Source organism: Terribium retamae (assembly GCF_022347545.1).
Lineage (GTDB): Bacteria > Pseudomonadota > Alphaproteobacteria > Rhizobiales > Rhizobiaceae > Mesorhizobium > Mesorhizobium retamae.
The window spans coordinates 95,027-117,690 of record NZ_JAKREW010000009.1 but is presented as its reverse complement, the minus strand read 5'-3'; the positions used below and the strand labels follow the sequence as shown (position 1 = coordinate 117,690).

General features: G+C 61.7%; 21 protein-coding genes. 8 read left to right on the top strand and 13 right to left on the bottom strand.

Annotation, left to right across the window (positions count from 1 at the left end):
• Positions 1 to 936, top strand: a complete 936-nt coding sequence (locus tag L4923_RS12170; protein ID WP_239365239.1) for a dimethyl sulfoxide reductase anchor subunit family protein — start codon at positions 1 to 3, stop codon at positions 934 to 936.
• A gap of 60 nt (positions 937 to 996) precedes the next feature.
• On the opposite strand, the gene L4923_RS12165 is transcribed toward L4923_RS12170, so the two are convergent.
• The 7 genes from L4923_RS12165 to L4923_RS12135 form a co-directional block, all read right to left on the bottom strand.
• Positions 997 to 1,164, bottom strand: coding sequence for a hypothetical protein (locus tag L4923_RS12165; RefSeq protein WP_239365235.1), 168 nt, complete (start codon positions 1,162 to 1,164; stop codon positions 997 to 999).
• A 139-nt stretch (positions 1,165 to 1,303) separates the two neighbouring features.
• Positions 1,304 to 2,239, bottom strand: coding sequence for a lipid A biosynthesis lauroyl acyltransferase (locus L4923_RS12160; RefSeq protein WP_239365232.1), 936 nt, complete (start codon positions 2,237 to 2,239; stop codon positions 1,304 to 1,306).
• A gap of 20 nt (positions 2,240 to 2,259) precedes the next feature.
• Positions 2,260 to 3,288, bottom strand: a complete 1,029-nt coding sequence (locus L4923_RS12155) for a zinc-binding dehydrogenase (RefSeq protein ID WP_239365230.1) — start codon at positions 3,286 to 3,288, stop codon at positions 2,260 to 2,262.
• A 97-nt stretch (positions 3,289 to 3,385) separates the two neighbouring features.
• Entirely contained in the window at positions 3,386 to 4,657 is a 1,272-nt protein-coding gene (locus L4923_RS12150) for a beta-ketoacyl-ACP synthase (RefSeq protein WP_239365228.1), read from the bottom strand.
• Between the two features lie 162 nt (positions 4,658 to 4,819).
• Positions 4,820 to 6,007, bottom strand: a complete 1,188-nt coding sequence (locus L4923_RS12145; RefSeq protein WP_239365226.1) for a beta-ketoacyl-ACP synthase — start codon at positions 6,005 to 6,007, stop codon at positions 4,820 to 4,822.
• Positions 6,008 to 6,071: 64 nt separating this feature from the next.
• Entirely contained in the window at positions 6,072 to 6,356 is a 285-nt protein-coding gene (locus L4923_RS12140; protein ID WP_054307986.1) for an acyl carrier protein, read from the bottom strand.
• Positions 6,357 to 6,558: 202 nt separating this feature from the next.
• Positions 6,559 to 7,110: a histidine phosphatase family protein gene (locus L4923_RS12135; RefSeq protein WP_239365224.1), complete on the bottom strand. Its 552-nt coding sequence runs from the start codon at positions 7,108 to 7,110 to the stop codon at positions 6,559 to 6,561.
• A 180-nt stretch (positions 7,111 to 7,290) separates the two neighbouring features.
• Between L4923_RS12135 and L4923_RS12130 the strand changes: the two genes are divergently transcribed.
• The 3 genes from L4923_RS12130 (at position 7,291) to L4923_RS12120 (ending at position 10,920) form a co-directional block, all read left to right on the top strand.
• The gene (locus L4923_RS12130; RefSeq protein ID WP_239365222.1) at positions 7,291 to 8,238 is read left to right on the top strand and encodes an AEC family transporter; all 948 of its coding nucleotides are present in this window, start codon (positions 7,291 to 7,293) and stop codon (positions 8,236 to 8,238) included.
• A gap of 162 nt (positions 8,239 to 8,400) precedes the next feature.
• Entirely contained in the window at positions 8,401 to 9,858 is a 1,458-nt protein-coding gene (locus L4923_RS12125) for an NAD-dependent succinate-semialdehyde dehydrogenase (protein ID WP_239365221.1), read from the top strand.
• Between the two features lie 42 nt (positions 9,859 to 9,900).
• On the top strand, positions 9,901 to 10,920 hold the full coding sequence (locus L4923_RS12120; protein WP_239365368.1) for an aldose epimerase family protein: 1,020 nt from the start codon (positions 9,901 to 9,903) through the stop codon (positions 10,918 to 10,920).
• Between the two features lie 13 nt (positions 10,921 to 10,933).
• Here the strand turns inward: L4923_RS12120 and L4923_RS12115 are convergent, their stop codons facing one another.
• Entirely contained in the window at positions 10,934 to 11,851 is a 918-nt protein-coding gene (locus L4923_RS12115) for a sugar kinase (RefSeq protein WP_239365366.1), read from the bottom strand.
• 149 nt (positions 11,852 to 12,000) lie between these two features.
• Between L4923_RS12115 and L4923_RS12110 the strand changes: the two genes are divergently transcribed.
• Together L4923_RS12110 and L4923_RS12105 are read left to right on the top strand one after the other, a co-directional pair.
• Positions 12,001 to 12,450, top strand: a complete 450-nt coding sequence (locus L4923_RS12110) for a FixH family protein (protein ID WP_239365220.1) — start codon at positions 12,001 to 12,003, stop codon at positions 12,448 to 12,450.
• A gap of 137 nt (positions 12,451 to 12,587) precedes the next feature.
• Positions 12,588 to 13,757, top strand: coding sequence for a cytochrome-c peroxidase (locus tag L4923_RS12105; protein ID WP_425530938.1), 1,170 nt, complete (start codon positions 12,588 to 12,590; stop codon positions 13,755 to 13,757).
• 13 nt (positions 13,758 to 13,770) lie between these two features.
• On the opposite strand, the gene L4923_RS12100 is transcribed toward L4923_RS12105, so the two are convergent.
• On the bottom strand, positions 13,771 to 14,220 hold the full coding sequence (locus L4923_RS12100) for an Lrp/AsnC ligand binding domain-containing protein (protein ID WP_144223155.1): 450 nt from the start codon (positions 14,218 to 14,220) through the stop codon (positions 13,771 to 13,773).
• Positions 14,221 to 14,387: 167 nt separating this feature from the next.
• On the opposite strand from L4923_RS12100, the gene putA reads away from it, so the two are divergent.
• Both putA and L4923_RS12090 read left to right on the top strand, forming a co-directional pair.
• A complete protein-coding gene (gene putA, locus L4923_RS12095) occupies positions 14,388 to 17,999 on the top strand; it encodes a bifunctional proline dehydrogenase/L-glutamate gamma-semialdehyde dehydrogenase PutA (RefSeq protein ID WP_239365218.1) in 3,612 nt (1,203 codons plus the stop codon).
• Between the two features lie 7 nt (positions 18,000 to 18,006).
• On the top strand, positions 18,007 to 18,540 hold the full coding sequence (locus L4923_RS12090; RefSeq protein WP_239365217.1) for an O-acetyl-ADP-ribose deacetylase: 534 nt from the start codon (positions 18,007 to 18,009) through the stop codon (positions 18,538 to 18,540).
• Here the strand turns inward: L4923_RS12090 and hmuQ are convergent.
• The 4 genes from hmuQ to L4923_RS12070 are packed head-to-tail and all read right to left on the bottom strand — an operon-like array spanning position 18,520 to position 22,649.
• Entirely contained in the window at positions 18,520 to 18,834 is a 315-nt protein-coding gene (gene hmuQ, locus L4923_RS12085) for a heme-degrading protein HmuQ (protein WP_239365216.1), read from the bottom strand. The genes L4923_RS12090 and hmuQ overlap by 21 nt on opposite strands.
• A gap of 41 nt (positions 18,835 to 18,875) precedes the next feature.
• A complete protein-coding gene (locus tag L4923_RS12080; RefSeq protein ID WP_239365215.1) occupies positions 18,876 to 20,024 on the bottom strand; it encodes an energy transducer TonB family protein in 1,149 nt (382 codons plus the stop codon).
• Between the two features lie 28 nt (positions 20,025 to 20,052).
• Complete coding sequence (locus L4923_RS12075) at positions 20,053 to 20,481, bottom strand: hypothetical protein (RefSeq protein WP_239365214.1); 429 nt, start codon at positions 20,479 to 20,481, stop codon at positions 20,053 to 20,055.
• Positions 20,482 to 20,483: 2 nt separating this feature from the next.
• Positions 20,484 to 22,649: a TonB-dependent hemoglobin/transferrin/lactoferrin family receptor gene (locus L4923_RS12070; RefSeq protein ID WP_239365212.1), complete on the bottom strand. Its 2,166-nt coding sequence runs from the start codon at positions 22,647 to 22,649 to the stop codon at positions 20,484 to 20,486.
• Between the last annotated feature and the right edge of the window lie 15 nt (positions 22,650 to 22,664).

Below are 22,664 nucleotides of genomic sequence, written 5' to 3'. Positions count from 1 at the left end.
ATGCATCCGGCTGCTTCCATCATCGCTTTCACCGTGCTGTCGGGCGTTGGCTACGGACTGGCAGCAGTCCTGGGCCTTGGCCTGCTCGATCCGACAGCAATCGCCACAAAGGTCGCTCACATCTCGGCGCTGGCTTTGATTTCAGTGGGATTGCTGTCGTCGACGCTGCATCTCGGCAATCCGCAGCGTGCCTGGCGTGCGTTTTCGCAATGGCGCTCGAGCTGGCTGTCGCGCGAGGGGGGGCTGTCGGTGCTGGCATTCCTACCGTTGATCGTGTCGGCATGGTTTTGCGTCATCGAGGGGCGCTATCTCGCCCCGATCGGCCTTGTCGGATCGGTGCTGTCGCTTGCCACCGTCTTCTGCACCTCGATGATCTACACTTCGTTGAAATCGGTGCAGGCCTGGCACACGCGGCTGACACCTGTCTGCTATTTGCTGTTCGCCCTGGCAGGCGGGACGCTTCTCGGTGGCATGTTTGGCGCTGCGGGAGGCGGATCAGTAACCGTGGTGTTGGTCTTCGCGTTGGTTCTGCTGATCGCCGCCTGGGCAGCAAAGATCGCCTGGCTGCGCAACCTCGACAGCCTCAACCCGTTGTCGACACCAGAAAGCGCCACCGGTCTCGGTGCTATCGGTCGCGTCCGGCTGTTCGAGCGGCCGCATGTCACCGAGAACTATCTGACCAATGAGATGGGTTTCCGTGTGGCGCGCAAACATTCCGCCAAGTTGCGCAAGCTGGCGCTGCTGCTGGGTGGATTGTTGCCGGGAGCATTGGTTTTTCTGGTGCTCGCCGCACTGCTGGCCGGCGCGGGGACCGGGGCCACGGCAGTTCTGGCCTTAGCGGCGGCAGTATTCAGTCACATCGTCGGCATGCTGAGCGAGCGTTGGCTGTTCTTCGCCGAAGCGCGTCATGCGGTGATGAATTATTACGGCGGGTAGCGTTTTAGGCACGCAAAATTATTGCGACTGCCGAGCAGCCGCCTTGCGATGGCGATCGGCTCAGTTGCCGGCGACGGCCGGCTTCGCCATCTTTTTCTTACGGATGCTGCGCAGCCGCTTCGCCAGCCGCCGGAGCGCCGCAAATTTCTCGCCTGGTTTGGCGGGTTGCTGGCTGCCCCACGGCGTCCATAACGCCGGATCTTTCTTTCTCGTCTGTTCGTCCGTCATCGCCCTGCCGCCCTGCTATGACCGCACTGTCAATTAAAGAAGTTAATGATCGAATGTGGCAGAAGTTGCGAGTTTAAGCGATTCCTGTCCGCGACATGGGTCACATTCGCGCGAGAATTGGCTGGAGGCATCGTGCCGGCTAGCGGGTGCGGCCCCTGATCTGCCAACGCTTGTGGAACCACATCCACTGACCGGGATCTTGCCGCACCCAGCCCTCGACGGTGTCGTTCATCAACTGGACCATCGCGGAGACATCCAACTGGCCGGCAGCGTTGCGCGGCAGCTCGAGCTTGTCGCAAAGTGTCAGCCGAAAGCGGTTGCCGGGCAGGCGTACCGAAAAGACCGGATAGACGTCGCAGTCGAACTGACGTGCCAGCTTCGGCACCAGCGGGCTGGTCTGGCATTGCTGGCCGAAGAAGGTGGACAACACGCCATTGGTGAACTTCTGGTCGACGAGGGCGCCGACATTGCCGCCGCGTTCCAGCACCTGCGCCAAGGCGAAGGAGACACCGTTCTTCGAGGCGAGCAGTTCTCCCATCGTCGCGGCGCGTGTCCTGAAGATGTATTCGGCAAGATAGGGGTTGTTCGGGGCGCGAAAGAGCGCCGACACCGACAGGTCAAAGGTTGCAGCCGCCACCGGCAGCAGCTCGAAATTACCCATATGTGCGGTGAAGAAAATGTGCGGCTTCTTCTCGTCGCGGATCTTCAGGAAGAGTTCCTTGCCGATGACTTCGACCCGACCGGGACTCTCCGCGTCGGGGTCGTAGTCGAAGAGCTGATCGAGGAAGACATATTCGCCCGCCAGCCGCCCCATATTGCCCCACATGTCGGAGGCGATCTTCTCGATCTCGACATCGCTCTTGTCAGGGTAGGCTTGCTTGAGATTGGCGACCGCGACGCGATGGCGCCCGACCATCGGGCCGATTTTGCGGGCGGCGCTATCGATGAAGTTGAGAGCGCGATCCGGCGGCAATATGCGCAGGATCGCCAAAATAGCCATCGCAACGCGCGCGGTGAGCCAGTATTCCGCGACCTTCAGGCCACGCAACGTCTTGTAGACGAGGGGGCGCAGCAATGATTCGCCCGCGCCGGCCATCAGCCTACGCGCAGGATGATCTTGCCGAAGACGTCGCGGCCTTCCATGCGCTTCAGCGCAGCGTCGATACCGTCGAAATCGACCTCAGTATCGATGACGGGCGCGACGAGACCGGCCGCCATCTTCTGCATGGCGTTCGCCATGTTTTCCATGCGGCAGCCGAAGGAGCCGAGCAGCTTGAGCTGCTGCTGGAACAGCATCATCAGGTTTACTTCGGTCGAAACGCCGGAGGTCGAGCCGCAGGTGACGAGGCGGCCGCCACGCTTCAGGGAAAACATGGACCCGGCCCACGTATCCTTGCCGACATGTTCGAAGACGACGTCGACGCCCTTCTTCTTGGTGATCTTGCGTACCGCGCCCTCGAAACGGTCTTCGCGGTAGTTGATGACATGATCGGCGCCGAGTGCCTTGGCCTTCTCGATCTTGTCGTTGGAGCCGACGGTGGTGATGACGGTACAGCCGGTCTTCTTGGCAAGCTGGATCGCAGCCGAACCGATGCCCGAACCACCGGCATGGACGAGGATCGTTTCGCCCGGCTCCAGCTTGGCATTGTCGAACAGCATATGCTCGACTGTGCCGAAAGTGACCGGCGCAACGGCGGCGCCGATGGCGTCGACTCCGGGCGGTGCCGGCACCAGCAGGCGCGCCGGCAGGTTGATTTTTTCCTGCGCGAAACCGTCAAGATGGAAGCCATGGACGCCGCCGACATGTTCACACAGGTTGTCGCGCTTCTCGCGGCACGCGCGGCAAAGCCCGCAGGTGCGGGCGCCATAGATCGAGACAAGCTGGCCAGGAACGAGGTTCGACACGCCCGGACCGATTGCCTCGACCTCACCGGAGGCTTCCGCGCCGACGGTCAGCGGAAGCTTGCGCTTGGCAAATGCCATGCCGCGCCAGCCCCACACGTCGATATGGTTCAGCGCTACAGCTTTGATGCGGAGCGTTACTTCGCCGACGGCCGGCGCCGGAGGAGGCGCGACGTCGACCAGTTCCAGTCGGCGATCCTCGATGAGTTGCAGTGCGCGCATGGGCTCTCGCGTCCAGTTCGTTTGCAGGAGGGCAGTAAGGGAGCAGGGCAGCGACTGCCATATTCCCCTATTGCCTATTCCCTCAGTTGAGGGCGCCTTAAACGGGTTCCCGTGCCATGACAAGGCAGGTGTTCTGGCCGCCGAAGCCGAAGGAGTTGGACAGCACCGTGCCAACCTTGGCCTCGCGCTTCTTGTTCGGCACGACATCCAGCGCAATGGCGGGGTCGGGATTGTCGTAATTGATGGTCGGCGGGATGACGCCTTCACGCATGGTCATCAGCGAGAAGGCGGCCTCGATGGCACCCGCTGCCGACAAGGTATGGCCGATCATCGACTTGTTGGACGAGATGGGGATCTGGCTGATGCGCTGACCGAAAACGGTCGACAGCGACAGATGTTCCATCTTGTCGTTTTCTGGCGTCGAGGTGCCGTGTGCGTTGATGTAGTCGATCTCGTCTTCAGAAAGACCGGCATCAGCAAGGGCGGCCTTGACCGCGGCGATCGCCGGCGAGCCGTCCGGCTTTGAACGGGTGCGATGGAAATCGTCGGCCTTCTCGCCGCAGCCACGCAGGATGCCGAGCACGGTAGCACCCCGAGCCAGTGCGCTTTCCAGCGATTCCAGCACGAGTGCGGCCGAGCCTTCGGCGAGCACGAAGCCGTCGCGGTCCTTGGAGAAGGGTTTCGACGCCTTTTCCGGCACGTCGTTGGACGTGGAGAGTGCCGAAAGCAGCGAGAAGCGGATGAGTGCCTCTGCAGTGGCAGAGCCGTCCGCGCCGACCGATAGCGCACGATCACACTCGCCGCGCCGGATCGCTTCGACGCCAAGCTGAATAGCCGTGGCGCCCGATGCGCAGGCCGTCGAAAGCGTGATCGGCAGACCGGTCGTGCCGAAAGCGTCGGAAAGGCGGTCGGCGATGGTGCCGAATTGTGCGGAGTCGAACATGTCCGATGAATTCAGTCCACGCGCCACTTCCAGAACGCGCTCCGAAGCATCGGCCTGCTTCCCCCCTTTGTAGAGGGCCAGACGGTCGTGCCAATCGAGTTCGACTGGCGGCGAGGCGAGGAACAGCGGACCGCCGAAGTTTTCAAGATCAATGCCGGCCTCGGTAACGGCTTCGCGCGCGGCGGTCTCGGCCAGTTCATAGGTCAGGGCGCTGGCCCCCTTGCTGCTCGAGGGCAGGAAATCCACCATGCCGGAAATGCGGGTGTTCAGCTGGTCGATGGGAAAGCGGGTGATCGGATGAATGCCTGATTTACCGGCAGTGAGCGCAGCCCAATTGTCGGCCTTGCCGACGCCCAGCGACGTGACCACCCCGATCCCGGTGACTGCGACGACCGGCCTGCCCAGATGATCCTTCAGCTTTGCCATGCCTCAATCCTTCACCCTAGAGCAATCCAGCAAAAGTGCGTAACGGTTTTGCGTCCGGGATTGCGTAAAACAAAGAGATAGAGCGTTTCCGGTAAGAACGGAAACGCTCCAGTTGCCTTGCGACGTGTCCCACCTCGCCGTGATGCGGCCGGTTGGCTTCGCTCAGCCGGCGCTGACCAGCGCCAGGCCCTCGAATTGGTGGTAGCCGACCGCAGTTGCCAGTACCTGCTCGGGGATTCCGTCGAAATTGCGCTCCGATGTTGCATCGAATACAGGATAGGGCGCCTTGTTGTGCACGGCGAGCGCTGCGAGTGCTACCGCAAATGGGAACTGCGCTTCCTTCAGGTGGCCAGTCAGCGTGCCGAAGCCGCGTGCGGTCAGGCCGGTGTACGCGTCGATAGCCGCCTTCTCGGCCGACGTCGCGGCATGGCCACCCGAGGCGCCGGAAAGCGCAAGGACTTGGCCCTGCGGCAGGTTGGCCGCCTTGAGCAATGTTTCGAGGGTCGAGCTCAATTCGCCACGCTTGCGTCGCGCGCGCCCAGAGCGGACCGGACCGAGTTCCGCATAGACGCGGGCACCGCGCTTCTCGGCATGCTCGCGGCTTTCCAGGACGAGGAACGCGCCACCCGAGCCGGAAACGACCCCGCCGCCTTCAGAGCCGGCACGTTGCCAGACCGGCTTCCAGGCGCCTCTGTGCAGATAGGCGCCGAGCTCATAGCCGAGCAGCATGTCAGGGTGTTCGGTTTGGAAGGCGCCGCCCACGAGCATGTGCGTAGACTGGCCGGAACGGACGCGAGCGGCGGCTGTTTCGACAGCGGCGACGCCAGCGCCTTCCTCACCCATGAAGGTGCGCGAGGAGCCGGTGACCTTGTGCACGATCGAGATGTTGCCGGCGAGCAGGTTGGAGAGTTGCGCCAGGAACAGCGTCGGCCGCAGCTCCGTCGTCAGCTTCTCGTTGAGAAGCACATCGAAGTCATTGCGGTTCTCGGACGCCGCCAAGATGGCGTTGTCGACCGTTACATCGCGTTCGCCGCCACCGGCAGCCACCACCATGTCCATGGTAGAGCACAAAGCTTCATCGGTTTTGATGCCGGCGTCGTCCAGGGCAAGGCCGGCCACATAGGTCCCTAGCCGCTGCCAGGTCTCCATCTGACGCTGATCGCCGCGCTTGGCGATCTGCAGGTTCCAGTCGATCTCGGGCAGAGGATGGACGGTGTAGGGAGCGAAGCGCTCAGTGTCGAGCACGGGCTTGGTGCCCGCGGCCGTCAATTTTTGCCAATGCGCGTCCGGGCCTTCTCCGAGGGAGGAAACGAGGCCGATGCCGGTGATGACGACGTCGTGGGATTTCATGGGCGGTTTGTGGGTCAGTGCGCGGCGCTCGTCAAGGGCAGCCGGCACACCGGCCCGCCGATTGTCAGGCAGCGCTCTTGGCGGCGACCAGCGCGTCGATTTTCGCGCAGAGGTTCTTCATGACGAAATATTCGTCGGTCGAAGCCTTGCCGTCGTTGACTTCCTGGGTCCACTTCTCGAGCGGAACCTTGATCCCGAATTCCTTGTCGATGGCGAAGACGATATCGAGAAAGTCGAGGCTATCGATGCCGAGATCGTCGATGGTGTGGCTCTCCGGCGTGATCGTGTCGATGTCGATTTCGCTCGTGTCGGCAATGATTTTGGCAACTTTTTCAAATGTCGTAGACACAGGCAATTCCTTCGAGCGGAGCGGATTCAGTATTGGAGGTTGTCGCGCTCTCTAATCCGTTTTGCATGGCAGGAAAAGGGCAATGTGCCACGCAGATGTCGAGAAACGCATTTGCGCAAGCATAATAATGGCGGGTGTCATAAGCGAAAGGGGGGCGCTTTCAGGCTCGCGATGCGCAGAATATCATTCCGCTCAACCATTCTCAGAAGATGATGCGGCCAAGCACGCGCAGCTTCTCGCCGTCGACACCGACGATGACCGCTTCCCCCTCGCGTGCGCCCGCGCCGGTGAGCGCCTGGATGTTTTCCAGATGGGTCACCAAAACCAGGTTGCCGTCACCGGTGAAGTTCTCCACTTCCTTGATCACGGCTGCGTTCTGCGTCGCGGCTGCCGTCGGATCCTTCGGCAGGAGATCGAGCGGCTCGAATTTCTCGGCCTTGTTATCTTCGAAGGCAATGTTGGCGGTGTCGAGCGCTCGGCAATAGCGGCTGGACAATACTCGGTCGATTGGGGCAGCGCGCGCAGCAAACAGCGCGCCGATCTTGCGTGCCTGTTGCTTGCCGCGATCCGAAAGCTTCTGCTGAGTCGTGCATTTGTCGATGTCAAAACCCGCCGGATCGCCGTTGCCGGTCACCATGGCGTGCCGCAGCAGTACGACATGACCGCCCGCTCGCAGCAATGCCCAGCCAGCATCGGTCGCGTAGGCGGTGAAGGGCAGAAGGAGCAGCGAAACAACGAGGGCGAGGCGGAGCATGAGAGACCTATCCGCCGTCCAATCGACGCCGGTACGGATCATATAGGGATGGCAAAGCTTTGAGGAAGGCAAGCCGAAGGCGATTTGCCGGCTGCCGGCTTTGAAGGTGAGGGGCGTAGCGGTTGCGCGGCCAGCACAGCCCTCTTATCAGTCGAATACGTGAATTGGGTCTTGCCTCAGATGTCGCCGCTTACAGAAACTGTCCTGTTCGTCTTCGGTCTCGTGGCGCTCGGCTATCTGGCTGGTCTCACCGGCTATCTCAAGGCGCAGAGCGCGGAAGGGGTGGCCGAGTTCGCCATTGGCGTCGCAATGCCGCTTCTGCTCTTCCAGACCATGGTAAAGTCCGATTTCCACGGTTCGGCGCCCTGGCTTTTGTGGGCAACCTATTTTTCCGCCGTGGCGTTGACTTGGGCGGGAGGTCATCTGGTCACCACCCGTCTGTTTGGTCGTGACAGCCGCACCGGTATCGTCGGCGGCGTTTCGGCTGCCTATTCCAATGTCGTGCTGCTTGGCGTGCCGTTCATCCTCGGCATCTATGGACAACAAGGGTTTGAAGTGTTGTCGCTGCTGGTGTCGGTACACCTGCCCGTCATGATGATGGCTTCGATCGTGCTCTTTGAATTGTTCGGGCAAGGCGGCGCGGAGAGGGTCCATCCTCTGCGCGTGCTGCGCCGTTTCCTGCACAAACTGCTGATCAACCCGCTCATCATCGGTATCCTGGCTGGCCTGGCCTGGCGCTTTACCGGCGCTCCGCTGCCCGGACTGGTGTCGCGGCTGGCCGAGGCGTTGGGTGGAACGGCGGCGCCGGTAGCGTTGTTTGCCATGGGCCTCGGGCTCAACCGGTTCGGCATCACCGGCCATATCGGCCCGGCGGTTGCCCTTTCGGTGCTGAAGCTGTTCGTGATGCCGGCTATCACGCTTGTCATAGTGTGGCTGGCAGGTCTGCCGCCGTTGACGGCCCAAGTCGCCGTGCTGGTGGCGGCACTTCCCTCCGGCATCAATTCGTATCTCATCGCTGTGCAGTTCAACACCGGGCAAGGGCTTGCATCCAACCAGATGACGCTTGCCACCGCCAGTGCAGTCATCACCACCTCGTTCTGGTTGGCGGTCACGTCGCAAGTGTTCTGATAGGGCTGGATTTACACTGGCCTAGTGCTTAGGTTCAGCAATGGCGATTGATCGCGGGGCGGGCTCTGGAGTAAGAGCGGTGGTCCAATTGCGGCAGTGACGCCGAAACACCCATCGACCCATCCATGACCGGTCCGCAAGCGGCCGAAGGGAGGCTAGACCATGCTTCAGAAGACCAGCCATTTCATGCGGCAGGCCAATCTCATCAATGGTGAATGGGTACAGGCCGATTCCGGTCAGACCATCGACGTCACCAATCCGGCCAATGGGCTGAAGATCGGCACGGTGCCGAAGGCAGGCGCCGCCGAAACCCGCCGCGCCATCGAGGCCGCGCATACAGCCTTCCTGACCTGGCGCAAGACTTCGGCGCTCGAGCGCTCGAAGCTTCTGCGCAAGCTGCACGATGCCATCATGGACAACCAGGATGCGCTGGCCGAGTTGCTCACGACCGAACAGGGCAAGTCGCTGTTCGAGGCACGCGGCGAGGTTGGCTCATCGGCCGCCTATGTGCTGTGGTTCGCCGAAGAGGGGCGCCGCACCTACGGCGATGTCGTGCCGTCGCCCTGGGCCGACCGTCGCATCATGGTGACCAAGGAGCCGGTCGGCGTCGTCGCCGCCATCACCCCTTGGAATTTCCCGTCCTCCATGCTGGCCCGCAAGCTCGGACCGGCGCTGGCCGCCGGCTGCACCGCCGTCGTCAAGCCTGCCACGCAGACGCCATATTCGGCGCTGGCCTGGGGCGCGCTGGCGGAAGAAGTCGGTTTCCCGAAGGGCGTCGTCAACATCGTGACGGGCGCGGCGGGCGAGATCGGTGACGAACTCTGCTTCAACCCGCTGGTCAAGAAGATCACCTTCACCGGCTCGACCCCGGTCGGCAAGATGCTGATCGAGAAGTCGGCCAAGACGGTCAAGAAGGTATCGATGGAACTGGGCGGCAACGCGCCGTTCATCGTCTTCGACGATGCCGATCTCGACCGTGCGGTCGAAGGCGCGATCACCGCGAAGTTCCGCAATTCCGGGCAGACCTGTGTCTGCACCAACCGCTTCTTCGTACAGGCCGGCATCCACGACAAATTCGTCGAAAGGCTGGCCGCTGCGACCGCCAAGCTGAAGGTCGGCTCCGGCCTCGAGGAAGGCGTGCAGCAGGGTCCGCTGATCGACGAGAAGGCGGCACAGAAGACTGCCGAATTCGTGGCGGACGCCAAGGCCAAGGGCGGCAAGGTCGAGACCGGCGGCAAGCCGCATGCGCTCGGCGGCTCGTTCTTCGAGCCGACCGTGATCAGCGGTGCCACACCCGACATGATGTTCATGAAGGAAGAAATCTTCGGCCCCGTCGCACCGGTCTTCAAATTCACGACCGAGGAAGAAGCGGTCTCCCTTGCCAATGACACCGAATTCGGACTGGCGTGCTATTTCTACACTGGCGACCTCGGCCGCGCTTTCCGCGTCATGGAGGGACTGAAATACGGCATGGTCGGTGTCAATGAAGGCTTGATCACCACGCCGGAAGCACCGTTCGGTGGCGTTAAGGAATCCGGCCTCGGCAAGGAAGGCGGACATCAGGGCATCGAGGATTATCTCGATACCAAATATGTCTGCATCGGCGGTCTCGGCCTCTGACCGACATATGAGGGCGTTCGGCAAAACCGGCAGATCTTCGTTATCTTCATGAGAGACGGCGAGCTCTTCGGGACCACGCAAGCAGGCGAGGCGATCCGCCGTTTCACCATCCGCGGCGGCGGGCTCTCGGCCAACGTCCTCAACTGGGGCGCGGTGATCCAGGATTTGCGCCTCGCAGGTCATAACGCGCCTCTTGTGCTCGGCTACGACCGTTTCGAAGCCTATGAAAACAACAGTTTCTACTTCGGTGCGGTTGTAGGCCGCTTCGCCAACCGCATCCATGATGGCCGGTTCACGCTGGCTGGCCAACGCCATCAGATCGACCGCAATTTCCTGGGCAAACACGCGCTGCACGGCGGCTCGGGCGGTTATGCCGCCCGTGCTTGGGAGGTTTCCTTGCACGGCCGTGACTTCGTCACGTTGAGCCTGCACGATGCGGCGGGCACGATGGGGTTTCCCGGCGCACTCGACGTGACCTGCACCTACCGGTTAAAAATCCCCGGCACGCTCAGCGTGGAGTTTACCGCCAAAGCCGATGAAGCCACGGTGTGCAATCTCACCCAGCATTCTTATTTCAATCTCGATGATGGCGGCGCGGGAGACGTGCTGGATCACCGCCTGATGATCCCTGCTGGAGCCTATCTGCCGGTTGACGATGAAATGATCCCGACGGGCGTCGTGCAGCCCGTCGACGGGACGCCGCTCGATTTCCGGCAGGCGCGACAAATGCGCAGCGAGGGCGAGCAATTTGTCTACGACCATAATTTCTGCCTCGCTTCCACGCGCGGACCGATGCGGCAGGCCGCCTGGGTTCAAGGAGCTGCCTCCGGCGTCGAGATGGAGGTGTGGACGTCGGAACCGGGCGTGCAGCTATATGGCGGCGGATACATCACGCCATCGGCACCGGGTCTGGGTGGGCTGGGTTATCGACGCTTTTCGGGCCTATGCCTTGAGACGCAGGTCTGGCCCGATGCTCCCAATCGGTCCTATTTCCCGTCGGCTACGCTTCTGCCGGGCGAAAACTATCATCATGTGACGGAATACCGGTTCCGTCTGGACTGACGATCCGCTGCAGCTATTCGTCGAACGCTTCGCGCAGCATTTCGAACGGAGCGAGCGCACCGCGTACCTGCACCACCCTGGAGGCGACACGGTGGGCGCGGCGGGCGGCATCGGCCGGCGCCAGGCCTGCAAGACGGGCGGCCAGATAGCCGCCGTTGAAGGAATCGCCGGCGCCGGTGGTGTCCACAGGCTTGGCGACATGGATGGCGGCAACCTCCTGCCCATCCGCGCCGACTGAAACCAGAGCTGGCAGCTCGCCATTCTTGACGACCACTTCGCGCACCGAACGGCCGATCCGCTCGGCAGTGTCCTCGGGTGTGCGGTCGCCATGCAGCATCTGTTCGTCAGGAAAGGTCGGCAGTGCGATATCGCTGACGGCAAGCGCCTCTGCGATCGCAACCTGTGCGGTCTCGCGCTCCGGCCACAGGCGTGGGCGGTAATTGGGGTCGAAGGCCACCTGACTTCCGGCTGCACGAGCATTTGAAATGGCACTCAGCAACGTCTTGCGCGCCTCTCGATCCAGAATTGCCAAAGTGATTCCGGAAAAGTAGACAAGAGACTGATTTTCCATGCTTTTCGCCAGGGCGGTCGCATCTGACGCCAGCTGACGGGCTGCTGAATCCGAACGCCAATAGGTGAAGGACCGCTCGGCGCCGTCGAGCGTGATGGCGTAAAGACCGGGCCGCGCCCCGATGATGACAGGGCTCGCCCCAATGCCGATGCCGTTCTCGGCGAAGAATTCGATCTGGCGCTGCGAGAAGGGATCGTCGCCAAAGGCAGAGACATAGGTTGCGGGGCCGCCGGTGAGTGCAGCCAGCGCCCACAGCGTGTTGAATGTGTCGCCGGCAAAACCCAGCCGCCAGTCCGGCCCGTTCTGGCCTGACAGTTCCAGCATGCATTCGCCGATCGCGGCGACACCCTTTGACATCACCTCATCTCCCTGAGCGAACCGCTGTAGCTTTTTGTCGGCGCGCGCGCCATGCCTGGTTCCTGCGGTTCGCTTCATCGCCGCACTTTCCCACAAGCATGCGGGATGCTAGGCGCTGTCTTTGACGTTCACAGGCATGATGTGGGGCTTCATTGGCACCGTTCTGGCGTTATCTGGTTGCGGGCATAGGGCTGACCGCCATGGTGCTCGGCGTTCTGGCAGTGGTTTACATGACTGCACCCAACACGCCGCCTGCCGCTGCACCGGAAACCGGGCAGACGCGGGGCAGCGAGAAGGGCATGTTTGTCGCGACCTTTGTGCCGCAAGACGGGGCGGCGAGACAGAACGAACTGCAGGACTGGGTGCTGACACTGAAGACGGCGACAGGCAAACCGGTGGAGAATGCGACGGTCGAGGTTTCCGGCGGCATGCCGCAGCACGCGCATGGCTTGCCGACCAGCCCGAAGATGACCGACTATCTGGGCGAGGGCCGTTATCGGATTTCGGGCGTCAAGTTCTCCATGAGCGGCTGGTGGCAGCTGAAGCTGGGCATTTCCGCACCAACCGGATCCGATACGGTGGTGTTCAACATCGTGTTGTGAGCATGAGATGCTTTCCAGCGCAATTCCAGGAAAAGTGTGTAGCGGTTTTCCATCGGGAATTGCGTAGAAATAAAAGGTCAGCGCGTTTCCGCGTTTCCGCAAAAAGCGGAAACGCTCTCAGCCTAATCCTCGTTCTGTTGCTGGCAGTTCTTGTTGCCGGTTGCGAGAGGCCGCAATTCTCGGAAGCCGAGAAAAGAACTGTCGCCAGTCTGGCGCTGAGTGCCTTGCCGCCGCTGAAGCCTGACACCACAAACCGGTATGCGGACGATCCTGGAGCGGCAGCACTGGGTGCGACGCTGTTTTTCGATTTTTCGTTGAGCCGGAACGGTACGGTCGCCTGTTCCACCTGCCACCAGATCGGCCAGCAGTTCCAGGATGGTCTTCCGCAGGGGATGGGCGTCGGGCGTACCAACAGGCGTACCCAGCCGCTTGCCGGTGTTGCCTTCAGCCCATGGTTTTTCTGGGATGGTCGCCGGGACAGCTTGTGGTCACAGGCGCTGGTACCGCTGGAAAACCCTCTGGAACAGGCCGGCAACCGCGCCGCCTATGCACGCTACGTCAAAGCACGCTTCGGCGAACGCTATGAGCGAATCTTTGGGCCGCTACCCGATTTTGCCGGCATACCGGCTAGTGCCAGTCCGCTTGGGTCGGTTGCGGAACAATCGGCCTGGAGCGGGATGAGCGACGGCCAACGGGATGATATCAACCGGGTTTTCGCCAATATCGGCAAGGCGCTGGCCGCCTTTCAACGCTCCATCATGCCGAAGGAAACACGATTCGATCGGTTCGCCGCGGCACTCGCCGCGGGAAAGGAACCGAAGGACGACGCTGTCTTTTCGGCGGAGGAGATCCAGGGGCTGAAATTGTTCATCGGCAAGGCGAACTGCTCGACCTGCCACAACGGTCCCTTGTTCACTGATCACGCTTTCCACAATACGGGTGTGCCGCCGGTGGCGGACCTGCCACCGGACCGCGGTCGTATTGACGCGGTTGCCCAGGTCGATGCGGACCCGTTCAATTGTCTCGGTGTCTTTCGTGACGGTGGGCCGGAAGCCTGCGGCGAATTGAAGTTTATGGTACGCGACAAGCCGGAACTGATCAGAGCGTATAAAACGCCATCTTTGCGCGCTGTCGCTGGCCGGCCGCCTTACATGCATGCCGGCCAGTTCGGCTCGCTCGAAGAGGTGGTGGCGCATTACGCCAAAGCACCGCTCAGCGTCGAAGGTGTCTCTGAGGTGCATCCGATGCAGTTATCCGAGCGGGAGAGGGTGGCACTCGTGGCGTTCCTCAAAACGCTCTCGCCTTGAATTTCCCACGTGGCTAACGGTCTTTGACCGTCTCCATCGCCACGAAGGTCGAGGTCTGCGCAACATGCGGCAATGCGGAGATGCGTTCGCCCAGGATGCGCCGATAGGCAGCGATATCTCGGGTACGCACCTTGAGCAGATAGTCAAAGCTCGCGGCCATCATGTGGCACTGTTCGATCTCGGGAACAGCCTGTACGGCCCGGTTGAAGGCGTCCAACGCACTGGAGCGAGTGTCCGACAGCTTCACCTGGACAAAGGCGACATGGCCTTCGCCCATGCGCTCCCGGTCGATGATGGCTGCATAGCCTTTGATGAAGCCATCTTTCTCCAACCGTTTGACGCGGGCCTGCACGGGTGTCTTCGAGAGCCCGACCTTTGCCGCAAGTTCCGACATCGACTGTCGTCCGCTTCTGGCCAATGCAGAAAGGATGTTGCGATCGAGTCGGTCCAATTGGTCTTCAATTGCCAATTTCGTAGCCTATCTTTGCTAAATCTGGTGGCATTCATAGCTCAAATGGCCTGCATTCGCCAGTAATTCGGACCGGCGAAAGTCGGCGCTTCATGTTAGTTTTCATCGTCCGGCCGAACAGCCGTTGGCCGGATCCCTAAACCGCGCCTCAAAGGACCGCCATGACCGCGCTAGCCACCATCCGTGAGCAGATTCGTGCCAATTATCTTCCCGACGAAGACGAGGCCGTGAAACGGCTGGCTGCGACGACCGGACTGTCGGCCGATGAGCGCATGGCGATCTCCAAGCGTGCTGCCGATCTGGTGCGTGCCGTGCGCGGCTCGTCCGATCCGCGCCTGATGGAGGTGTTTCTATCGGCCTATGGGCTCTCGACCAAAGAAGGCGTGGCACTGATGTGCTTGGCGGAAGCGCTGTTACGCGTGCCGGATGCCGAGACGATGGACGACCTGATCGCCGACAAGATTGCTCCGCACGACTGGTCATCGCATTCGGGTTCGTCGTCCTCAATCTTCGTCAATGCCTCGACCTGGGCGCTGATGCTGACCGGCCGAGTGCTGGATGAGGGCGAGGGCGGTATCGAAGGCACGCTGCGTTCCATGGTACGACGGTTGGGCGAGCCGGTGATCCGCAAAGCGGTAGCGGCAGCGATGCGCGAAATGGGCGAACAGTTCGTGCTTGGCCGCACCATTGCCGAGGCGGTCAAGCGCGGCAAATCGATGACGCAGAAGGGGTATCTCTATTCCTTCGACATGCTGGGCGAGGCGGCGCGCACCGAACACGACGCATTGCGCTATCTGAAGGCCTATGCCGACGCCATTGCCTCACTGGCCTCCGGCGCCAAGGGGGACGACATCCGTCTGAACCATGGCATCTCGGTGAAACTCTCGGCGTTGCATCCGCGCTATGAAGTTGCGCAAAAAGAAACGATGCTGCCGGTGATGGCTGACCGGCTGTTGTCGCTGGCACGCGCTGCGCGCAAGGCGCGCATGGGTCTGAACATCGACGCCGAAGAGGCTGACCGGCTTGATCTTTCGCTCGATGTCATTGAGCGCGTGCTGGCGGATCCGGAACTTGCCGACTGGAGCGGTTTCGGTGTCGTCGTGCAGGCCTATGGTCCGCGGGCTGCCTTCACCATCGACTGGCTGCATGCGCTGGCCACCAAGCTTGACCGCAAGATCATGGTGCGGCTGGTCAAGGGCGCCTATTGGGACACCGAGATCAAGCGTGCACAGACGCTTGGCCTTGCCGGCTATCCGGTGTTCACGCGCAAGGTGAACACTGACGTTTCGTATCTCGCTTGCGCCCGCAAGTTGCTTGGCATGACCGACCGCATCTATCCGCAGTTCGCCACGCACAACGCACATACGGCAGCGGCAATCCTGTCGATGGCGTCGGATCGCGACAGTTTCGAATTCCAGCGCCTGCACGGCATGGGAGAACAACTGCATGAGACGATCCGCAAGGCTGAGGGTACGCGCTGCCGCATCTATGCGCCTGTCGGCGCGCATTCGGATCTGCTTGCCTATCTTGTCCGGCGTTTGTTGGAAAACGGCGCCAATTCCTCCTTCGTTCATCAATTGACGGACGAGGACGTTGCGCCGGAAGAGATCGCACGCGATCCCCTTGAAGCCGTCGAAACGCAAGGGGCGGCGGCCAACCCGAACATTGCGAAACCCGTTGCAATATTTGGCGCCGGTCGGCGCAACGCCAAGGGCTGGGATATCACCGACATCGTGACACTGGCCGAGATCGACAAAGCCAAGGCGGCTTTTGCGGGTCCCAACCGCTGGACTGCCAAACCCATTACTCGCGCTGCCGGCTACGGTCAGGAACGACCTGTGGTCAATCCGGCACGGCCGTCTGAAATCGTGGGTACGGTCATCGAGGCGGCGGCCAAGCAGGTGCCGACAGCCGTGCGCTTCGCGGTTGAGGCGCAACCGGCCTGGGCGAAACGGCCGGTCAGTGAACGCGCCGCCATCCTGTCCCGTGCGGCCGATCTTTATGAGAAGCACGCTGTCGAATTCTTTGCGCTCGCCACCCGCGAGGCCGGCAAGACATTGGCCGATGGGGTTGCCGAAGTGCGCGAAGCGGTTGATTTCCTGCGCTACTATGCGGCGCAGGCGGCTCAGGCCGAAGCGGGTACACAGGCACGTGGTGCCATCGTCTGCATTTCGCCGTGGAATTTCCCGCTCGCCATCTTCACCGGCCAGATTGCTGCGGCCCTCGTCACCGGCAATGCAGTGATTGCCAAGCCGGCCGAGCAGACGCCACTGATTGCCTATCGTGCGGTCGAATTGCTGCGCGAGGCAGGTGTGCCGGAAGATGTGATCCAACTGCTGCCGGGCGATGGCCCCACTGTCGGCGCGCCGCTGACTGCCGATCCGCGCATCGCAGGCGTCTGCTTCACCGGTTCGACCGAAGTCGCCAAGCTGATCGAGCGTCAGCTGGCCAAGACGGCGGCGCCCGATGCCATGTTGATTGCCGAGACCGGCGGCCTGAATGCCATGATCGTCGATTCCACCGCGCTGCCCGAGCAGGCGATCCGCGACGTGCTGGCTTCCTCCTTCCAGAGCGCCGGCCAGCGTTGCTCAGCCTTGCGCGTGCTCTACGTCCAGAAGGATGTGGAGGCCAAGATGCTGGAGATGCTGAAAGGCGCCATGGATGCACTCAACATCGGTGATCCGTGGCAGATCTCGACCGATGTCGGCCCGGTCATTGACGATGAAGCACAGAAGGCGATCAAGGATTATAGTGCCAAAATGGCAGGTGAGGGGCGAACGATCGCACAACTCGGCGTGCCGGCGGACGGTCGGTTCGTGGCGCCCGCAGTGTTCCGGGTCAAGGGTATTGAGGAGATGGAACGCGAGGTGTTCGGTCCAGTATTGCATATCGCCACGTTCGATGCCGACGATATCGATGCCGTCATCGCTGCCATCAACCGCAAGGGCTATGGGCTGACATTCGGCCTGCACACCCGCATCGATGGCCGTGCGCAGCATTTCGTTGATGGCATCCATGCCGGCAACATCTATGTGAACCGCAACCAGATCGGTGCGGTCGTCGGCTCACAGCCGTTCGGCGGTGAGGGCCTCTCCGGTACCGGGCCCAAGGCGGGAGGCCCGCACTATCTGCGCCGCTTCCGCAAGGGCCCCGAAGCCAGCACGGCGTTGGGCGAAGGACGTCTGGTTTCGGCCAGGGAACTTGCCGACAACATGCCAGATCCGGTGCTTGGCGGCTGGTCGACGCGGCCGGATCGCATCGCGATCCTGCGCAAGCATCTGCGCGGCAAAGCAGCGGATGCCATCGGGGCTGCAGCTGGGCTTGAATTCGGTCAGGTCGATCTGCCCGGACCGACAGGTGAGGCGAACACGCTTTCGCTGACGCCACGAGGCCGTGTGCTGGTGCTTGGACCGGACGCAGAGACGCTATTGGCGCAGGCAGTACAGGCGCTTGCCGCCGGCAATGCGGTCCTGGCGGTTGCGCCCGGTGCGCCGACGGCCCTCTCAATGCTGACCGGCAAGGGACTGCCGATCGCCGCCATCGACGCACGCATGGACCAGAGCGCCATCGATACGCTTCGGCTCGATGTCGTCGCTTTCTCCGGCTCGGTCGAAGATAGCCGCGCCTTGCGCGAAGCGATCGCAGGCCGCGGCGGGCCTATCGTGTCTCTGGTCAGCGAGGTGATCTATCCGGCGGCCTATGCGCATGAGCGGGCCGTCTGCGTCGACACCACCGCCGCCGGTGGCAATGCCAGCCTGCTGGCGGCTGCATGAGGCTGCCATGCGCATGCGGGTGATAAGGGGAGACATCACCAAGCTTGCGGTCGACGCTATCGTGAACGCGGCCAACACGTCGCTGCTGGGGGGTGGTGGCGTGGATGGCGCCATTCACCGCGCCGCCGGCCCGGAACTCGTTCAGGAGTGCCGCACGCTCAATGGCTGCAGGGTTGGTGAGGCGAAGATCACGGCAGGCTACCGGCTGCCGGCCAGACATGTGATCCATACGGTAGGACCAGTCTGGCAAGGCGGTGGCAAGGGTGAGCCCGCACTGCTCGCTTCCTGTTATCGCAGATCGCTCGAACTCGCTGTCACAAACGATTGCCGTACGGTCGCTTTTCCGGCGATTTCGACCGGCGTCTATCGCTATCCCAAGTTTGAGGCCGCGCGGGTAGCGGTTGGTACGGTAGCCAGTTTTCTCGATGAGGATTCAACGCTGTCGGACGTCGTCTTCGCCTGTTTCGATGAAGAAACGGCGGCGCTGCACCACGCCGCCATTGACGCCCTCAGGCTGAGCTCAGGCGCCTTCGACGACTGAGAAGCCCTCGAACTGCGGATGGCCGAGATAATGGACCTTGCTAGAGCCGGCATTCTTGTGCGCGGCCCTGAAGTTCTCTGACTTCGTCCACGCGACGAAATCGTCATGGCTTGCCCAGACGGTATGCGACGCGAACAGCGTATATCCCTCGGCCTCATTGACGGGGCCGCGCAGCAGATGGAATTCCTTAAAGCCGGCCATTTCCGACAGTGAGGAATCGCGATTTTTCCAGACGTTCTCGAAGGCCTCCTCCGAGCCGTTCTGCACCTTGAAGCGGTTCATGGCGATGTACATGGTTTTCCTTTCAGAATGAGGGTTGAAGATGAAGAGCAAGGTCAGAACGGCCCGACCTCAATAGGAACCAGCCAGAATTTGCGGTCAGTCTCCGGCGGGATCGGCGGGAAGGGAGCCACGCCCTCCACCATCGCGATCGCGAACTTGTCGAGGGCCTGGGAGCCGGAACTCCTTTCCAACTTAATATCCGTGACGCTGCCGTCTGCTTTGATGACGAAGCTCACCCATGCGTTGCGCGCGGCTTCCACTTGCGTCGCCGGGGAGATTTGACGATTGGCACGGGCCAGCTTTCGTTGAACGAGCGCCTCGTATCGGGATGCGATTGCATTGCCGGTCGCTGTCTGCTGACGCTGATTGCCGGATGACATTTCCCTGCCGTCTTCGCGGCCGTCGCTCGCGCCCCGCATTGCGTCCGATGGGGTTTGGCCATTTGCGCCTTGCGTGGATTTTGGTCGCAGTGGCCGCTGGGCGGACGTGGCGTGTTGTTCCCTAAGTTCTCGCTCCGCTTCGCTGGGCTCCGGCAGGACGGGCCGTAAAATTTCCAACGTCGCCTGCGGTGCAGCCTCCTGCAAGGCGATAGCATCTTTTTCCGCCTGGGTGGGCCGGTCGTGCAGAATTTCAGGTGCAGGTTCCGCCGTTCTGGGTTGCTCTGGTTCCTTCGGTGGTTTCGCGGCTTCTTTCGGACGATCGTTCGGTTGAGCAGGCGGTTCCTGTTTCGGCCGGGCTTTCCTGGGAGGCTGAAATTCGCTTTCCGGAATGACGGTGACGTCGGTGACGTCGGGCTGCTGTCGGCCGCGGGAAACAGAGGGGGTTTCGCCGTTGCCAACCCGTGCAGTGTCCTGTCCGTCGCCGCCCTGCGCAGAATCTGGAAGCGCGCGCGGCGGCAGAATGCTTTCGGGAGCCACGATCAACACCGCGGCAACCGCAACATGGAAGAGGAGCGAGGTGAGAAAAGCCAGCGACCATTTGCGCTTCGAACCGGCGGCTTCGCTGACGCGGTCCGCTTCCATTGACGCCGGCTGGACCTCGGCATCAGCGGTGTCATCAAGGCTGGTGGCTTCCGGCGGATCCGGCTGCAGCACGCCGTTCGGGATGCTGATCAGGGGATCTTCCACTTCCAACTGCAGGCCATTTGGTCCGGCAAACGGCTGGAACGGTACTCTGTTCGAAAAAGCCGGTTGCGGATCCAACGTCGAAGTTCCTGTTCATGACGGAAACTCAGACCCCGAAGGTGATGCCCGCCTTGCTGCTGGTCTTGAGGTCGCGCATGCAGGCGGCGGGTTCGACACCCTGACCGACGCATTCCGTAGCGCTGTTGACCAGCACACGGCTGATCTTGGAGCAAGTCGTACCCGAAAGATCGAAACGCGTCACCTTCGTCTTGCCGGCTGAAAGTTCCTTGAAGTCGAGCACGGTCATGCGGTCGACAACGCCGGCTTCGTTGAAGAGGGCGATCTCGAAGGCGGCCTTGGTAAGGTCGCTACCCAGATTATTGGCGACCACGAAGGTCAGGCGGCAGCCCTTGTCCGAAGGTTGTGCGCCGTTGAGTTCCAGCGAAAGCGAAGTCGCCTGCTGTGCAAATGCGTGGTTCGCGCCGGCAGGGAATGCGGCGAGAGCGGCAAACAAAACAAACGACTTCGCTTTCATGGTCAGCCTCCGAAACGCATGGTTGCGCCAAGTTTGAAGGTCACGCCCGGCTCGTAGATGGTCGAGGTGGTCGTGGCGTTGAGCGGGTTGGCGTATTTGACGTCGAAGATATTGTCGACGCGGAAATCGACCTTCAGATTGTCATTGGCCTTATAGGAAGCGAAGGCGTTGACCAGCGTGTAATCGCGGGCCGCCGCGTTGCCTTCCGGTTTGCCATTGTACTGAACCTCGCCGCCGATGGTCAGCCTGTCCTCGAAGAAACGGAAGCCAAGCTGGGCCGCCACCTGTGAGGATGGGATGGTGGCCAGATCGGCTCGCACGCCCTTATACGAAATGGTGTGGCCATCGATGACCGAGGCGGACAGACCGGCAAAACCCCACGCCGCGTCATAGACGCTTTCGAATTCGAAGCCGTTGATCTTGGCCTTGGCGAAGTTCTGATACTGGAAGCAGATCGGGATCATGCCGCCGCGGCGGCAGCCACTGGTCGGGTCGAATGCCGACAATTGTACGCCATCAATATAGTCTGTGACATCGTTGTTGAAGTAGGCGGCCTTGATGCGCAATGCGTCATCAGGCTGGAAGATGCCGTCGGCGGTGTAGTTCAAGCCGGCTTCCCAGGTCTTTCCGGTTTCAGGCTTGAGATTCGGGTTGGGCAGGAACGGGAAGGACACACCGGCCGGATGCAGGCCGCTGATGAAAGTTTCGGTCAATGACGGCGAGCGGTAGCCCTCGGCATAGGTCGTATAGAGCTGCAGGCTATTCAGCCCCGGCGCCTCGAAGGGCGACACGCCGACCGTAATGCGCGGCGACACGCGATCGCCCGAGGTCTCGGAGGTAGAACCCTTGAGGCTGTAGCTGTCGTAGCGCAGCCCGGCAATCACCTCGAGCCATTCCCAGGTCAACTTGTCCTGGATATGGGCGCCGCCGACATTGCGCTTGCCGCCTGGCGTATAGAAGGCGTCGCCCGCCGCGAGGCCAGTGGTCTCGACATCGTCCGACACCCAGTCGCCGCCATAGGTCAGTTCGTGATTGATGCCGGAAGTCTCGAAGCGCGACGTGTTCCAAACGTCGATACCGAAAGTGCCGATATCGTAAGTGGTCTTGGAGCCGGCCGGGAGCGTCACCGGGCGACCGGTGATCGGATCGAAACGACCGCCGAGTGGGATCAGGCTGGTCTGATCGAGCGTAGCCTTGTTGTAGGAAAGGTTGATGTTGAGATCGAGCCAGCTCTTGTCCTCATCGGTCAGATTGTAGCGGCCGGTGAAGGTATTCTGCTTCATGTCTAGATCGTAGGCGGGCTTGCCGCTGCTGATCTCATTCCAGCTCTCGCTGTTGCCGATCCAGCCGAGCTTCAGCGTCGAGTTCTCGGTCGGACGGATGGTGCTTTTCAGCATGCCGCTCAGCACATCGAAGCCGCTGCCGCCAACCTGGTTGCCGTCGCCGTCCTTGTAGTCGCTGTAGTCGCGATAGACGATGTTGCCGAGCACATCGAAATTGTCGTTGAATTTATAGGCGCCGGTTGCGCTAGTGGTCCAACCCTTGCCGTTGGTTTCATAGCGGCCGGTCAACGAGGTGGCCCAGGTTTCGCCAGGCTTCAGGTAATCCTCGGCGTCCTTGGTGTCGAACATGACGACGCCGCCGATGGCGCCCGAGCCATAGGTGTTGGCAACGGGACCCCGGATGACGTCGACGGATTTGATCAGTTCGGGATCGATGTAGAAGGTCGACTGGGTGCCATGGTCCGAACGCTGGAAGTTCTGGCGGGCGCCATCGACGATCACTGCGACGCGACCGAAATCCTGCAGGCCGCGGATGTTGATGGAAGACGCGGTACGACGCGCATCGGCCTGCACCGTAACGCCCGGCACGCCGCGCAGCAGTTCGTTGGGGGTTGCCGCCATGCGGCGCTCGATCTGTTCCTGGTCGACGTGGCTGACCGAGGCCAGCGCCTTGATGGCGCTCTCGCCGGTGCGGCTGATGAGCATGATCTTGTCGAGCAGCGTGCTGCCCTGTACGTCGGGTTTGGCTTCTCCGGCCTGTTGTGCGTTCTGTGTCGGCTCAGGCTTGATTGCCTCTTGCGCCTGTGCGGCGTGGGAGAGCAACGCTACAGCCGCGACACCTGCCCCCAATAATATCAGGCCTTTGGCGACAGTCCCACCGGCCATAGAAAATCCCCCGGT

Coding starts and splice junctions, on each gene's coding strand:
- L4923_RS12135 (WP_239365224.1), bottom strand. CDS start 7,110: ATGCTCCGCCTCGCCCTCGTTGTTTCGCTGCTCCTTCTGCCCTTCACC.
- hmuQ (WP_239365216.1), bottom strand. CDS start 18,834: ATGTACATCGCCATGAACCGCTTCAAGGTGCAGAACGGCTCGGAGGAG.
- L4923_RS12075 (WP_239365214.1), bottom strand. CDS start 20,481: ATGAAAGCGAAGTCGTTTGTTTTGTTTGCCGCTCTCGCCGCATTCCCT.
- L4923_RS12150 (WP_239365228.1), bottom strand. CDS start 4,657: ATGGCAAAGCTGAAGGATCATCTGGGCAGGCCGGTCGTCGCAGTCACC.
- L4923_RS12165 (WP_239365235.1), bottom strand. CDS start 1,164: ATGACGGACGAACAGACGAGAAAGAAAGATCCGGCGTTATGGACGCCG.
- L4923_RS12125 (WP_239365221.1), top strand. CDS start 8,401: ATGCTTCAGAAGACCAGCCATTTCATGCGGCAGGCCAATCTCATCAAT.
- L4923_RS12070 (WP_239365212.1), bottom strand. CDS start 22,649: ATGGCCGGTGGGACTGTCGCCAAAGGCCTGATATTATTGGGGGCAGGT.
- L4923_RS12170 (WP_239365239.1), top strand. CDS start 1: ATGCATCCGGCTGCTTCCATCATCGCTTTCACCGTGCTGTCGGGCGTT.
- L4923_RS12155 (WP_239365230.1), bottom strand. CDS start 3,288: ATGCGCGCACTGCAACTCATCGAGGATCGCCGACTGGAACTGGTCGAC.
- putA (WP_239365218.1), top strand. CDS start 14,388: ATGACCGCGCTAGCCACCATCCGTGAGCAGATTCGTGCCAATTATCTT.
- L4923_RS12090 (WP_239365217.1), top strand. CDS start 18,007: ATGCGCATGCGGGTGATAAGGGGAGACATCACCAAGCTTGCGGTCGAC.
- L4923_RS12145 (WP_239365226.1), bottom strand. CDS start 6,007: ATGAAATCCCACGACGTCGTCATCACCGGCATCGGCCTCGTTTCCTCC.
- L4923_RS12130 (WP_239365222.1), top strand. CDS start 7,291: ATGTCGCCGCTTACAGAAACTGTCCTGTTCGTCTTCGGTCTCGTGGCG.